18 protein-coding genes are annotated in these 13728 nt (G+C 47.6%); 10 read left to right on the top strand and 8 right to left on the bottom strand.

Annotated elements, in window-relative coordinates; all coding sequences use genetic code 11:
* Positions 1-20: 20 nt before the first annotated feature.
* Positions 21-857, bottom strand: a complete 837-nt coding sequence (locus tag BV455_RS09290; RefSeq protein ID WP_081159786.1) for an octanoyl-[GcvH]:protein N-octanoyltransferase — start codon at positions 855-857, stop codon at positions 21-23.
* 87 nt (positions 858-944) lie between these two features.
* Positions 945-1919 (bottom strand): phosphate acetyltransferase, encoded by a 975-nt coding sequence (gene pta / locus BV455_RS09285; RefSeq protein ID WP_061578872.1) that lies wholly within the window; start codon positions 1917-1919, stop codon positions 945-947.
* A gap of 209 nt (positions 1920-2128) precedes the next feature.
* Here pta and hemQ point away from each other — a divergent pair, with 209 nt between their 5' ends.
* The 6 genes from hemQ to BV455_RS09260 all read left to right on the top strand — a co-directional run bounded on the left by hemQ (position 2129) and on the right by BV455_RS09260 (position 5722).
* On the top strand, positions 2129-2875 hold the full coding sequence (hemQ, locus tag BV455_RS09280) for a hydrogen peroxide-dependent heme synthase (protein ID WP_218687941.1): 747 nt from the start codon (positions 2129-2131) through the stop codon (positions 2873-2875).
* A gap of 213 nt (positions 2876-3088) precedes the next feature.
* Complete coding sequence (locus BV455_RS09275) at positions 3089-3520, top strand: cell wall hydrolase (protein ID WP_081159784.1); 432 nt, start codon at positions 3089-3091, stop codon at positions 3518-3520.
* Between the two features lie 23 nt (positions 3521-3543).
* Entirely contained in the window at positions 3544-4080 is a 537-nt protein-coding gene (gene gerQ / locus BV455_RS09270) for a spore coat protein GerQ (RefSeq protein WP_017436931.1), read from the top strand.
* A 179-nt stretch (positions 4081-4259) separates the two neighbouring features.
* Complete coding sequence (locus BV455_RS20320; protein ID WP_245005344.1) at positions 4260-4517, top strand: hypothetical protein; 258 nt, start codon at positions 4260-4262, stop codon at positions 4515-4517.
* 66 nt (positions 4518-4583) lie between these two features.
* A complete protein-coding gene (locus BV455_RS20315) occupies positions 4584-4760 on the top strand; it encodes a hypothetical protein (protein ID WP_245005343.1) in 177 nt (58 codons plus the stop codon).
* A 26-nt stretch (positions 4761-4786) separates the two neighbouring features.
* Positions 4787-5722, top strand: a complete 936-nt coding sequence (locus BV455_RS09260) for a prenyltransferase (RefSeq protein WP_245005342.1) — start codon at positions 4787-4789, stop codon at positions 5720-5722.
* A gap of 95 nt (positions 5723-5817) precedes the next feature.
* On the opposite strand, the gene BV455_RS09255 is transcribed toward BV455_RS09260, so the two are convergent.
* The 4 genes from BV455_RS09255 to BV455_RS09240 form a co-directional block, all read right to left on the bottom strand.
* The gene (locus BV455_RS09255; protein ID WP_017436934.1) at positions 5818-6189 is read right to left on the bottom strand and encodes a DUF423 domain-containing protein; all 372 of its coding nucleotides are present in this window, start codon (positions 6187-6189) and stop codon (positions 5818-5820) included.
* Positions 6190-6278: 89 nt separating this feature from the next.
* The gene (locus tag BV455_RS09250) at positions 6279-6560 is read right to left on the bottom strand and encodes a hypothetical protein (protein WP_175244117.1); all 282 of its coding nucleotides are present in this window, start codon (positions 6558-6560) and stop codon (positions 6279-6281) included.
* A 62-nt stretch (positions 6561-6622) separates the two neighbouring features.
* A complete protein-coding gene (locus BV455_RS09245) occupies positions 6623-6883 on the bottom strand; it encodes a YwdI family protein (protein WP_218687940.1) in 261 nt (86 codons plus the stop codon).
* Positions 6884-6913: 30 nt separating this feature from the next.
* Positions 6914-7600: a uracil-DNA glycosylase gene (locus tag BV455_RS09240; protein ID WP_042406881.1), complete on the bottom strand. Its 687-nt coding sequence runs from the start codon at positions 7598-7600 to the stop codon at positions 6914-6916.
* A 189-nt stretch (positions 7601-7789) separates the two neighbouring features.
* On the opposite strand from BV455_RS09240, the gene BV455_RS09235 reads away from it, so the two are divergent.
* From BV455_RS09235 to BV455_RS09220, 4 genes are all read left to right on the top strand, one after another.
* Positions 7790-8218 (top strand): hypothetical protein, encoded by a 429-nt coding sequence (locus BV455_RS09235; RefSeq protein ID WP_061578867.1) that lies wholly within the window; start codon positions 7790-7792, stop codon positions 8216-8218.
* Between the two features lie 68 nt (positions 8219-8286).
* The gene (locus tag BV455_RS09230) at positions 8287-8652 is read left to right on the top strand and encodes an STAS domain-containing protein (protein WP_017436939.1); all 366 of its coding nucleotides are present in this window, start codon (positions 8287-8289) and stop codon (positions 8650-8652) included.
* Complete coding sequence (gene rsbW, locus BV455_RS09225; RefSeq protein ID WP_218687939.1) at positions 8639-9121, top strand: anti-sigma B factor RsbW; 483 nt, start codon at positions 8639-8641, stop codon at positions 9119-9121. The genes BV455_RS09230 and rsbW overlap by 14 nt, the downstream gene beginning before the upstream one ends.
* Positions 9087-9860 carry a sigma-70 family RNA polymerase sigma factor gene (locus BV455_RS09220; RefSeq protein WP_218687938.1) on the top strand — a complete coding sequence of 258 codons (774 nt, stop codon included), beginning with the start codon at positions 9087-9089 and terminating at the stop codon, positions 9858-9860. Before rsbW ends, BV455_RS09220 begins: the two co-directional genes overlap by 35 nt.
* A gap of 41 nt (positions 9861-9901) precedes the next feature.
* Here BV455_RS09220 and BV455_RS09215 read toward each other — a convergent pair whose 3' ends face one another.
* Both BV455_RS09215 and BV455_RS09210 read right to left on the bottom strand, forming a co-directional pair.
* On the bottom strand, positions 9902-11875 hold the full coding sequence (locus BV455_RS09215; protein WP_409993891.1) for an MASE3 domain-containing protein: 1974 nt from the start codon (positions 11873-11875) through the stop codon (positions 9902-9904).
* Positions 11876-12122: 247 nt separating this feature from the next.
* Positions 12123-13505 (bottom strand): glycine--tRNA ligase, encoded by a 1383-nt coding sequence (locus BV455_RS09210; RefSeq protein WP_017436948.1) that lies wholly within the window; start codon positions 13503-13505, stop codon positions 12123-12125.
* Positions 13506-13728 lie beyond the last annotated feature (223 nt).

The raw sequence follows: 13728 nt of genomic DNA, 5'->3' as shown, positions 1-13728 counted from the left end.
CTGGGAAAACGGGGCAGCCTTTATGATGTAACGAATGCTTTTTCGTTGCGGCGGACGATGCGCTCCCAATAATATTCGTATAAAGACAGCTCTTCCTCCGTCAACGTCGAGGAGTACAGATGGCCGCCAAACGACTGGAGCGTGCGCAATAAAAGGAGCATCACGGCCGGGATGGTCAGCTCGTCTCCGAGCAATTCCGAAAGCGACGCCATCGTGCTTGGAACAATGATCGGATAGGAAAACTTCGTCGCTTCTCCTTGCAATCCAAGCTCATAAAAACGGCGGATTAGCTCGGCGCGCGCCGAGCCGCTTCCATTGATGCATAAATAAATTTGTACCGCCACGCCGCCGCGCACGCGCCGCTGCGAAATGCCAGCGAATTTTTTGCCGTCAATGCTGAGATCGTAGCTGCCCGGGCAATACGAACCGACGATTTCCCGTGCTTCAATCACTTTACCGTAAGACGAAAACATCGCCTTTATGAGCTGCCACATCGCTTCATATCCTTGATGAATATCAATCGCTTTCGTCGTTTCCGGAAAAACAAGCGATACATTGAGCACCCCGTCATCAAGCACGACGGCAAGTCCCCCAGAATTGCGGACAATCACCTTGTATTGGTTTGTTTCTAAAAAAGACACGGCTTCCTGCAGATGGGGAAGCTTTGTATCTTGAATCCCTAACACGACCGTATTGTAATGCACCCAGGTGCGGACGACGGCATCAGACTGTCCCGTTCCAACCGATGTGCAAAGCGTATCATCGATAGCAAACGATTGTCTTGCATCAAACATCGGGCCGAAATGCGATTGGTCAATAATACGCCATTTCGCCTGCTGCAACAATTCGTGGACCATTATGTTTATCTCCCTAAGCAAAGTAATCTGAAAAAATTATATCATATATAGAAAAAGGATGACGGTTCTTGTCATCCTTTTTCCGCGTTACAGCGATTGCGCTGCGGTAATGAGCGTCAGTTTGTACACATCTTCCGCGTTGCAGCCGCGCGACAGGTCGTTTACCGGCTTATTGAGCCCTTGCAAAATCGGGCCTACCGCTTCAAAGTTGCCAAGACGTTGTGCGATTTTGTAACCAATATTTCCCGCTTCTAAACTTGGGAAAATAAATACGTTTGCATCTCCTTGAATCACCGAATCTGGCGCTTTCTTTTTCGCGACAGATGGAACGAACGCTGCGTCGAACTGAAATTCTCCGTCTAATACCAAGTCTGGGGCCATTTCTTTTGCAAGACGCACCGCTTCAACGACTTTTTCCGTTTCCGGCGATTTTGCCGATCCTTTTGTCGAAAAGCTTAACATCGCCACGCGCGGTTCGATATCGAACATTCTGGCTGTATTGGCGCTCTCAACGGCGATTTCCGCTAAATCTTGGCTGTCTGGCGCAATGTTAATCGCACAATCGGCAAACACGTATTTCTCGTCACCGCGCACCATAATAAATACGCCTGACGTTTTACGGACACCTGGTTTCGTTTTAATAATTTGCAATGCCGGTCGTACCGTATCGGCAGTCGAATGTGCCGCACCGCTTACAAGCCCATGCGCTTTATCCATATACACAAGCATGGTGCCAAAATAATTTTCATCAAGAAGCATTTCACGCGCTGCTTCTTCGGTCACTTTTCCTTTACGGCGTTCGACAAATGCGGCAACAAGCTCGTCCATTTCTTCGTATTGATGCGGATCGATGATTTCGACATTCGGAAGCGTCAATCCCAGCTCACTTGCTTTTTGTTTTACCGCTTCTTCGTTGCCGATTAAAATCGGCATTACAATTTGTTCATTTGCCAGGCGGCTTACCGCTGTTAAAATACGCTCATCCAATCCTTCCGGAAAGATAATTTTTCGCTGTTTTCCTGCTACTTTTGCTTTTAATGCGGAAAATAGATCATTGCTCACGAACAAATCCTCCTCAATTAATAAAATCCCCTATACACTAGGATACTCTTATATTATGGAGAAACGCAATGAAGTTAAGCCCTTACAACAAATAGTCGTTTTATTAAAATAATTCAGTTTACTTCGCTTTTTATGCGGCTTTCTCTCATTTTTTGGCTAAACTATGGTATAGTGAAAATGTAAACTACATAAACAAGGAGTGAAACGATTTGAACGAAGCGGCACAAACACTCGATGGCTGGTATTGCCTTCATGATTTCCGCTCGATCGACTGGAGCGCGTGGAAAACGTTAACAAGCGATGAGCGTGAAGCAGCGATTCATGAATTTTTGTCTTTAGTCGAGAAATGGCAAGAAACAGAAGATAAAAAAGAAGGAAGCCATGCCATTTACACGATCGTTGGGCAAAAAGCAGACATTATGTTGATGATTTTGCGGCCAACGATCGAAGAATTGAACGAAATCGAAACGGCGCTAAACAAAACAAAACTGGCTGAATGTTTAATACCGGCCTATTCTTACGTTTCCGTTGTCGAGCTAAGCAACTACCTAGCCTCCGGCAATGAGGACCCTTATCAAATTCCGGAAGTGCGGCGCCGCCTCTATCCAATTTTGCCGAAAACGAAGCATGTTTGTTTCTATCCGATGGACAAGCGCCGGCAAGGCAATGACAACTGGTATATGCTTTCAATGGAAGAACGGCGCAATTTAATGCGCGCCCATGGCATGACTGGCCGCAAATACGCCGGCAAAGTGACGCAAATTATCACCGGCTCCGTCGGCTTGGATGACTTTGAATGGGGTGTTACATTATTCTCCGATGACGCTTTGCAATTTAAAAAACTCGTTTACGAAATGCGCTTTGATGAAGTGAGCGCCCGCTATGGAGAATTCGGATCGTTCTTTGTCGGCAATCGCTTAACAGCAGAGAAGGTATCGTCGTTTTTCCATGTGTAATGAATCCCCGCTTCTTCACTGAAGGAGCGGGCTTTTTTCGCCTGTGCCTCATTTTTGTCGGACAGCCCCCTTTTTTTCTGTCATATCCCGCTTTTTTCCCCCATACATATAAATCAGAAATTCGCTTAGAAAAATTACGAGGACGTTGTCACCATTCCTCCTTTGTATCAATAGCCTATTATTGTCGAGAAAAAAGACAATTGAGGTGACGACATGGCTGTTGTTGCACATACAGAGGAAGACGTAAGACTGCTGGCAAGGCTGATGCGGGCGGAAGCAGAAGGTGACGGACGGCTTGGCATGTTAATGGTAGGAAACGTCGGAGTGAACCGTTGCATCGCCGATTGCCTTGACTTTCGGGGAATACGCACCATCCGCCAAATGGTGTTTCAAAGCCCGGGCGGCTTTGAAGCAGTGCAAAAAGGATATTTTTATCAACGAGCAAGACAACTAGACATGCAATTAGCCCGTCAAGTGCTTCGCGGCTGGCGGTACCATCCGGCCACCTATGCGCTTTGGTTTTTTAAACCTCCAGCGGGCGCAGATTGTCCACCGCAGTGGTTTGGTCAACGGAACGTCGGCCGTTATAAATCGCATTGCTTTTTTGCGCCATCACCGAGTGATTGCCCAAGAGTATATTATTAAATTTCTATAGAGGAGGTTTTTCCATGTCCAAAAATTCCTATGAAAATACGTATAATCCGCTAGACGATGAACGCCAACAACCATATCAATTTTATCAACCTTATCAGCCGTATCCATATGGTTATATGTATCCACAAGCTTATTACCCAACAGCTTATCCATACTATTCCCCGCAACCGATGACGACACCAACTCCTGCATTTGGCTTACAAACGCCTTCTTTCGCAATGCAAACGCCGACAACGGCGAGCCAGCCGTCCATTCCGGGGATGCTGCCGATTGAAGAGTCTTACATTGAAAACATTTTGCGCCTCAACAAAGGAAAACTCGTTACCGTATATATGACGTTTGAAAACAACCGGGAATGGAACGCAAAAATATTCCGCGGCAACATCGAAGCGGCAGGGCGCGACCATTTGATCTTAAGCGATCCGCAAACAGGAATGCGCTACTTATTGCCGATGATTTATCTTGATTACATCGTGTTTGAAGGGGAAATTGCTTATGAATATCCGTTTGCTGGGGCGACAACGCAATTGAGCAGTTATTCCCCACGATAACCGCTAAAAATAAGGTTGCGAATTGCAACCTTATTTTTTATTCCATCCCCACGCCGCTCCGCCTCAGGAAAAGCTCCAACCTGGCCGCACATTCACCCTGATTATGTGATGCCAATCACACTTAGCACGCATGCCACATTGTATAATGTTCTCGAACAAAGCAAAAGAGGTGACCCGGCATGGCCTGGGTAGTTCATGAAGTTCTGCTGGGAATACATATCATCCTCGCGATGATTTGGGTAGGAGGCATTTTCTTTATCGGTTGGGGGATCTACCCCGTAGCGAAAACGATGCCGACTTCCCAGCAGCAGCCATTTTTTCGTTCTCTAATGCAATGGACGCATTGGCCGCTGACATTGGCAGGCTCCGGAGTGATCATAACCGGCATTTTGCTCGGCACCGTCGCTGGACCGATCCGCCATTGGCATGACTTGTGAAACACGACATACGGCCATATATGGCTGACCGCCCTTCTCATCGGCCTTGTTACCTTGGCATGGGGAGTGTTTGTCAGCTATCGGCAGGCAATGAACATTTTTACCGACAATTCCCTTTGGCAACAAGCAGAAAGCGGCGACTCCGTGCCGTTGGCGAAGGCAATGGCGGCCATCGTCGCCGTAGAGTCGGTAGAAGTCATCGGCTTTGTCGCTTTGATCATCTGTATGCTTTTGCTGCGCTGATAGAAGCGTACTTACGCTGCAAGGAGGTGAACAGATTGGGCATCACGAAGGAACATCGTTCTGGTTATCGTCGTCATAACTGGTCCTATCGCTTTTCGTGGGTTCACCTCATGCGGCCGCTGACCTTCACTGGCACGCTCAGTCCGGTGCTGGCCGGCACTGTCTTAGCCGCTAAAAAGGGGCACGTCCGCGCCGACATGTTTGCGGCAATGCTTGTCGCCGCCCTATTGGTACAAGCGGCGACAAATATGTTAAATGATTATTTTGACGTCCTGCGCGGCCAAGACCGCGACAAGTGGGCGGCACCCGGAGATCCGTCATTCGGCCGCGGCCCCGCCCATCATGTTGTTCCTGCTGTCGCCGGCGTCATGCTCTCTGCGGCGGTGCTGCTTGGTGCATACCTAGCCTGGCACAGCCGTTTATGGATTGCCATCGCCGGCACTTTAGGAATCTTGTTCGGTTACGCCTACTCGGCCGGCCCACGTCCTTTATCGTCGCTAGGCTTAGGGGAGCTTGTCGCTGCTGTATTCATGGGACCGGTGGCCACTTCCCTCGCCTATACCGTGCAAGGCGATTCACCCGATGCCCAGGTTTTTGCCGTCTCTTTTCCTTTCGCCTTGCTGATCGCTTCCATGATTTTATCCAACAATATACGCGACATCGAAAAAGACCGGACATTTCGCCGCACCTTGACGATCGTTCTCGGACGCGCGGGCGCTGTACGTTTTCTTGCCGTTATACTCGCCCTCGCCTACTTGTCCATGATTAGTTTGATCGCTTTCCATATCGTTCCATGGACAGCGGGAATAGCCTTGCTTGCTCTGCCGCTAGCCATTCGGCTTCGCTGGTGTTTCCGCTATGGAGCCGAACGGATGGAAGAAATCAGCGGCATGAAATGGGCTGCCTGGCATCACTGGGTCTTCGGATTGCTCTTTGTTTTTGGCATATGGTTATCCCCGTAAATGAACGTCAGAAAAACTTTCGGCCATTTGCCACCCGCAAAGAACCGTTTATATTCGAAAAAAGAAAGAAGGAGCGCTTCATGGAAACGCTCCTTTCAACCTATTTTCATTGCCGCATAACCGATCAGCACCCACGCGATTAAAAACGCAACGCCGCCAAACGGGGTGATCGCTCCAAGCGGTTTGATTTGCGTCACGCTTAACACATACAAGCTTCCGGAAAATAAGACAATGCCGACAAACATCATCCAGCCGGCTGTGCTGATCAAGCCCGCTTGCGGAAACTTGCCAAGCAGCAGCCCAACGGCAAACAGGCCAAGCGCATGAAACATTTGGTACTGCACCGCTGTTTTCCATATTTCAAAATAACGGTCGGGAATTTTCCCCTCGAGCCCGTGCGCCCCAAACGCCCCAAGCGCAACAGCTAAAAAGGCATTCAGCGCTCCAAGGAAGACAAACGTTTTCATGGTATCTCCGCCCTCTCCTGCACAGTTTTCACCCCTATCATAACGTATTTCGACAACAAAGAAAAACCCTTCTGCTTCAGAAGGGTTTTTCAGCGCTGCTGTAAATACATTTCCAGCACTTTTTTCACTTTTTCTTCTTCATCACGGTCGGCGTGAATTTCATAATGATCGCCATCCACTTTTGCTTCAATTTGCGAAAAGCCTTGGTTTCGCAAAAACTGTTCCACATCCACTACGTCCTCGTTAGAGCCAAACAGCGTCTTATATCCGACAAAATCGCCGTTCACATATACTTCGTAACGATCGTGGGACAATTTTACTTCATTTTCATCGGTATCAACAAAAGGGAAAAAATCAAAACGATCTGACATATTGCCACCTCCGTTTATTGACCATTATTCCCTTTTGCCTACCGATTATGAGAAAATTATACTTAAAAATCGAATAGCGACGGACCGTTCGCATCGTCGCCGATATCGATTCGCTCTCCCTTTTCTTGCCGAATCAAAAGCGGCGGCGCTTCCGGCAAAGAAACCGCCGGCATTTCTCGTTCTTCCTCTTCTTCCAACACCAAGTCACATAAAGCACGCACAGCGGCGATATGCTCCCGCACGCGCTGCGGGCTGCCCGCCGTCCTTGCTCTTTGCAGCTCTTCCTCCATTTTTGCCAAAATCGTCGCAATCGAAATCGCCAATGTGTTCACTCCTCGTCTCATCCATATCACTTAAGCTTTGTTTCCTATGTTCTCAATCTGCCAGTCAATCGGGTCGTACCCGCATTGCTGCAAAAACGCGTTCGTCCGCGAAAACGGGCGATGGCCAAAAAAGCCGCGTGACGCCGAAAACGGGCTTGGATGCGGCGCCTCAATAATGTAGTGATGCCGATTCGTAATGAGCTCTTTTTTAGCCTGCGCATGCCGCCCCCACAAAAGAAAGACGACCGGATCTTGCTTTTCGTTTACGAGCTCAATGACGCGATCTGTGAAAAACTCCCATCCTTTTCCTCTATGGGAATTGGCCTGCCCGCGGCGCACCGTCAATACAGTGTTTAATAACAACACTCCTTGCTTCGCCCATTTTACCAAATATCCATTGTCTGGAATGTAACATCCTAAATCATCGTGAAGCTCTTTAAAAATATTGACAAGCGACGGCGGCAGCGGCACTCCCGGTTTGACAGAAAAACTCAGCCCGTGCGCCTGTCCCGGCCCGTGGTACGGGTCTTGTCCTAAGATCACGACTTTCACTTGCGCATACGGCGTATAGTGAAGCGCATTAAAAATATCGTACATGTCCGGATAAATCGTCCGTGTACGGTATTCTTCTTTCAAAAATTCGCGCAGTTTTATGTAATATGGCTTATGAAACTCTTCTTCCAATAGCGGAGCCCAGTCATTTTTCAAAATAGCCATCTCGCTAACCCCTTTTCGTTTGCTTATTATTAATGTACCAAATCGAACAGGCTAAATAAACCGTTCAGAGAGGAAGATAAATTCCATTTCCCCCTTTTTCTTCTCCTTAAAAAATATCCACCATAGTTGCTGTTTCAATATTTTAAAATATGGGTAAATCTGTTGTAAACATTGAAAGGGAGTGGTTTGATGGCCGTTGTTGCTGTTTTTGCGAAAACATCGGAAGCCATTCGCGCCATTCACGCATTGTTACAGGCCGCCCTGCCAAAACATCGCCTTGCGATCGCCACGGCGGATGAGGAGGCGGCGAAATATATCCAAAACGAAACAGGCGTGACTGTATCCTCTTCTTTTGACCGAGCCCATCTTTTCGAGAACATAAAGCATAGCCACTCAAGAAGCATATTGTTAGTGATTGATGAACCTGTTCATGAGAGCTGGATGGACATTTTGGAAAAATGCGGTGCCACCGTGCAAACAAAGGAAAGCCAAGAATTGGTCAGCGGCTATATGACGAATAATGAAAAAGACGTCAAGTTGCTCGGAAAACAAATGGAAAAACTGCGAACCAATAAAGAACTACAAGCGTACGGGAAAATACCGGATCCACTGCAATAGCCCAATTTATGGTATGATAATGATATAAACAAAAAGCATCCATCATTCGGCAATGAGGTGAACAGACAATGAACACGAAACTGTTTGACGTGATTCATGAGGAACAGAGCGACAGGCATGTCATCCATGTAAAAGGCGAGCTCGATTTGGCAAGCGCTGAACAATTCCGAAACATCGCCGAACCGCTGGCCAATGATAAAACCAAAACGCTTGTCATCTATTTGAAGGATTTAACCTATATTGACAGCACCGGAATCGGTATTTTTGTATCATTACTAAAACGGCGCCAGCAATTGCAAGCTCCTGTTTTGATTGAGAACATTCCGCCGAAAATACAACGTTTATTCGACCTTACCGGCGTCTCCCGCTTTTTTGCGGCAGAACGTGAAACAACAAAACAGAAAGGACAGAAGGCGAACGATGAAAGAGTTTGAACAAGTTGTGCAGCTATCGATTCCAGCGAAAGCAGAGTTTATCGACTTAGCACGCCTTTCGTTATACGGAGTGGCGGCAAAAATGGGATTTTCCTACGAAGACATCGAAGACATGAAAGTCGCCGTCTCGGAAGCGTGCAATAACGCCGTGCTTCATGCCTATGATGATGAAACCGGACGCATCGATCTCCGTTTCGAAATGCAGCCCGATGCCATCCGCATCATCGTCAAAGACTATGGGAAAAGCTTTAACTACGAACAAGAAGCAAAACAGGCGGCATCCCTTCACCATCAATCATTAGACGCTGCGAAAATCGGTGGTCTCGGTTTGTTTATGATGCAGGCATTGATGGATCAAGTAGAAGTATTAACGATTGACGGAACGGAAGTTATTTTAACCAAATTTCTCAATCGGAACGAAGGAGAGCATAACCATGAATTCATATCCTCCTCTTCCATCCAAGAGTAACCTTAAGCAGCTTATTCGCGATTACCAAAGGACGAAGGCAGAAGAAGCCGCGACCAAGTTACTGCTTCATTTTGAACCGCTGATCATCGCCGCCGCCAAAAAAATGTCGCGCAACCGCCCCGATCTTTACGAAGACTTATTCCAGGTTGGACGCCTTTCTTTTTTAAGGCTGCTGGAGCATTATGACCCAAACCAAGGGACAAACCTGAAGCCGTATGTGATGAAAAGCTTGATCGGCTATATGAAAAACTATTTGCGCGACAAAGCATGGTATATTCAAGTCCCACGGAAAGTAAAAGAAAAAGGCGCCAGAGTGCAACAAGCGATTGACGAGCTAACCATGAAGCTGGAACGCTCTCCGAATGTCGAAGAAATTGCCCGATATTTAGGCTCATCCGTTGAAGAAACGATTGAAATTTTAGCAGGTCGCGAGCATTATCAAGCCATTTCCATGGATGCGCCGCTGCAGGATGGAAAAAAAGACGCGAGCACGATTGGCGAATTCGTCGCCGACGAAACGGATGATTTTGAAACACTGATTAACCGCCTCGACTTAGAAGATGCGATGCAAAAGCTAAGCGAACAAGAACGGCTCATACTGAAGTGGATTTTCCACCGCGGCGAAACCCAGCGCTCTATCGCGAGCCAGCTTGGCATTTCACAAATGACCGTCAGCCGCATTCAAAAGCGAGCCATGAAAAAGCTCAAACAATGGTTAGCAGCCACCAATACATTGTAACGGCACAAAAAAAGAGAAAAGGATCCCTTTTCTCCTTTTTCTCATTTGCGGCGAAGCAATAGCAATGTCTGATCGTCTTTGATCTCGTATTGATGATATGCTTTTACTTGTTCATACAAATCATGAATGATTTCTTGCGCCGATTTTGTCGTATCGATTTTCTTCATCATCTCGGCCAATACAGAAAAGTCATCCCCTGTTTCGCTGTCTCGCCGCTCTGTCACCCCATCGGTATATAACAAAATGATATCCCCTGACTCCAGGCGGACAGACTTCGTTTCAAAGGCAAACTGCGGAAACAGCCCAAGCGCGCATCCTTCTGTCGCCAGAGGCACGCATTCATGCGTTTCCGCCCGATATAAAAGGCCTGGCTCATGCCCCGCGCTTGCGTAGGAAAATGTATGGTTCTTTTCATTGTAATTTCCAACAAACATCGTGACAAACATGGACGCCTCCGTATAGTCATACACAAACCGATTTAATAAATCCAAATAAATATGCGGCTGCGTTCCGTAATGAAGAGTGCGGTCAAGAATAAACTTCATTAACGTCATCAGCATCGCCGCCGGGATCCCTTTTCCCGACACGTCAGCGATGCCGACGGAAAAGGACGTCTGGTGAGCGGAAAAATGGTAAAAGTCGCCGCTTAAAATGCGGGCAGGAACGCTTAATACCCCGACATCCACATAGGAAGGCAGTTTCATCTCCTTTAGGTCCTGGAGAAGGGATCGCTGCATGTTGGCGGCCAGCGACAGCTCCAAATCAAGCTGCTGCCGCTCGCGTTCCAACCGCTCCTTTTCTTTTTTCTCCGTCATATCGCGGAATACGACCACCATGCTCGTCAACGTCCCGTTTTCCAACACCGGCGCCAACGTATAGCTCACCGGCAAATACGTTCCGTCTTTGCGGCAGAATTCCTCTTCATCCACGCGGATGACTTCCCCGTTTTTTAACGGCTTAATCAGGCGAATAAGATCTTTGCGGCTCCACACGTCACTTGTCGAGCCGACGCGGTATATAAATTCAAACAGCGGCTTATTCCTCGCCTCGGCAAACGACCAGCCTAACAGCCGCTCCGCTTCCGGATTCATCCATACGATCCGCCCTTCCCGGTTTAGCATAATGACCCCTTCGCCAAGGGCATTGGTCATCATTTCAAGCTGTTGTTCATGCTGCTTCAACTCAATATATGGCTGTTCAATATTTTCTAAGTAAATACCTCTCATGAAATACAAAAAACCGACAGCCTTATAAATATGGGCCCATAGCGCGTATAAATCGTTAACGCCGACATCCATCGCCAGCTGGCATTCGCAAAGGATAAAGAAAAACAAAGCAAGCAACAAATATAACAGCGCTGGCGACCGCCGCTTCCGATAGCGGCGGAATATCCAAATCATTGTCGCGGCGTGAATGAAACATACCGCATATTCCATCCCGTGTTTCCAGAGCGTTGTTCCTTTTCCCTCCACAACGACAGCTGGCAACATCGAAGAATATAAATAAACGACGACAATCATCGCAACCGTATATACAAACGAAAAGAAAAATGCATGGAGCCGGTGGTCGCTCGGCTGCTCTATCACTTCATCCGGACGTGAAAAAATAAACAACAACCCTAACGCCTCGGTACTCCTTGCCAATATCCAAAACCAAACCGACTCATGAAACGACGGCTGCGTTAAAAACGGCGGCATGCCCGGATAGGTCAGCGTATGAAACCAATCCAATATCCCAACGGAAAAAAAGAGCGCCGCCAGCCATAACCGCTGCATCGACAGCGTATGCGGAAAAATCATCCACCCTTGAATGGCGATGGAAAAGGAAACAACAATGCTAATAAACTCTAAAATTAGATGAATAGAAACATAGCTCGTCCCGTCGTAAAACGGCATCAACTGCTCATACCCAATGCGATGCAAAAAAAAGAAACAGAGGCTAAACGCGGCAAGCGATAAATGAACGCGTTCAAAACGATATACATTTTTCAGAATCACAAATGCGGAAACCTCCATGCCTGTTTATACAATTTATGTATTTATTATAACATAGCACTTTTTACCAAACCTATAAGCATATTTTCCCCATTCAACAGGTAACGGAAAGCGAGCGAAACGTTCATGACGGCAAGCATGATGGATATAATAGATATAATAAATGGCAACATGTAGATAAACTTCCTTTTTCATTACCGATTAGTTTTCCCCTCTTGAAACAAAAAAACCAGCGCACGAAAAGCGCTGGCTTTTGTTTTCTTTTCCCTTAAAACTGTATCTTTTCTTCCAAAAAGCTTTTTAGCTCCGCAATCGGAATGCGCACTTGCTCCATCGTGTCGCGGTCGCGCACCGTCACCATGCCGTCCTGTTCGGAATCAAAGTCGTACGTGATGCAGAACGGGGTGCCGATTTCATCTTGACGGCGGTAGCGTTTGCCGATCGAACCGGACTCGTCATAATCCACCATGAAATATTTCGACAGGTCTTCATAAATGCGGCGCGCGCCTTCCGATAGCTTTTTCGACAGCGGGAAGACGGCTGCTTTATAAGGGGCAAGCGCCGGATGCAAATGCATCACCGTCCGTGTCGTGCCGTCTTCGAGCTCCTCTTCGTCATAGGCGTCAATCATAAACGCGAGCGTGACGCGGTCCGCGCCAAGAGACGGCTCAATGCAGTAAGGGACGTACCGTTCATTCGTTTCCTGATCGAGATAATGGAAATCTTCGCCGGAATATTCCATATGCCGTTTCAAATCGTAATCGGTTCGCGACGCGATGCCCCACAGCTCGCCCCAGCCGAATGGGAATTTGTACTCGATATCCGTCGTCGCGTTGCTGTAGTGCGACAGCTCTTCCTTCGTATGGTCGCGGAGGCGGATATTTTCCTCTTTCATCCCTAATGACAACAGCCATTGTTTGCAAAACTGTTTCCAGTAATTAAACCATTGCAACTCTTCGCCAGGCTTGCAGAAAAACTCAAGCTCCATTTGTTCAAATTCGCGGGTGCGGAACGTAAAGTTGCCTGGCGTAATTTCATTGCGGAAGCTTTTGCCGATTTGCGCGATGCCAAACGGCAGCTTCTTTCTCATTGTGCGCTGCACGTTTTTAAAGTTGACGAAAATGCCTTGCGCCGTTTCCGGACGCAAATAAATCTCATTGGCACTCGATTCGGTGACGCCTTGATATGTTTTAAACATTAAGTTAAATTGGCGCACGTTCGTGAAATCATGGCTGCCGCATTCCGGGCACACGATGTGATGCTCTCGAATAAGCTCTTCCATTTTCTCAAACGGAAGTCCGTCGACCACGATTTCGATTCCTTTTTCTTTTAGCGCATTTTCAATCAGCTTGTCGGCGCGGTGGCGCGCTTTGCACTGTTTGCAGTCGACCATTGGATCGTTGAAGTTGCCTAAATGGCCGGACGCTTCCCACGTTTTCGGGTTCATTAAAATCGCCGCATCCAAGCCGACGTTATACGGGGATTCCTGGACAAATTTTTTCCACCATGCCCGCTTAATGTTATTTTTTAATTCCGTTCCTAACGGGCCGTAATCCCATGTGTTCGCCAAACCGCCGTAAATTTCTGAACCAGGAAAGACAAAGCCGCGATGTTTGGCGTGGGCTACGATTTCTTCCATTGTTGCTGCCATCTTCGCTTCCTCCTCCACATTGCTTTTTTTCGAAAACAAAACGCCCTCGCCACTAGGCCTGATGCCTAGGGACGAGAGCGTGACTCCCGCGGTTCCACCCTAGTTGATGCGATCGTCTCGCATCCACTTTTTGAACGAGCAACTCCGGACTGCCGTTTCATTAACCATCTTCACCGGGCTTCCACCATCCCCGGCTCGCTAGCGAAGAGAGGGTTAACTACTA

It is taken from the genome of Parageobacillus caldoxylosilyticus (assembly GCF_019272935.1).
Lineage (GTDB): Bacteria > Bacillota > Bacilli > Bacillales > Anoxybacillaceae > Saccharococcus > Saccharococcus caldoxylosilyticus.
This window is presented reverse-complemented; position numbering and strand designations above follow the sequence as displayed.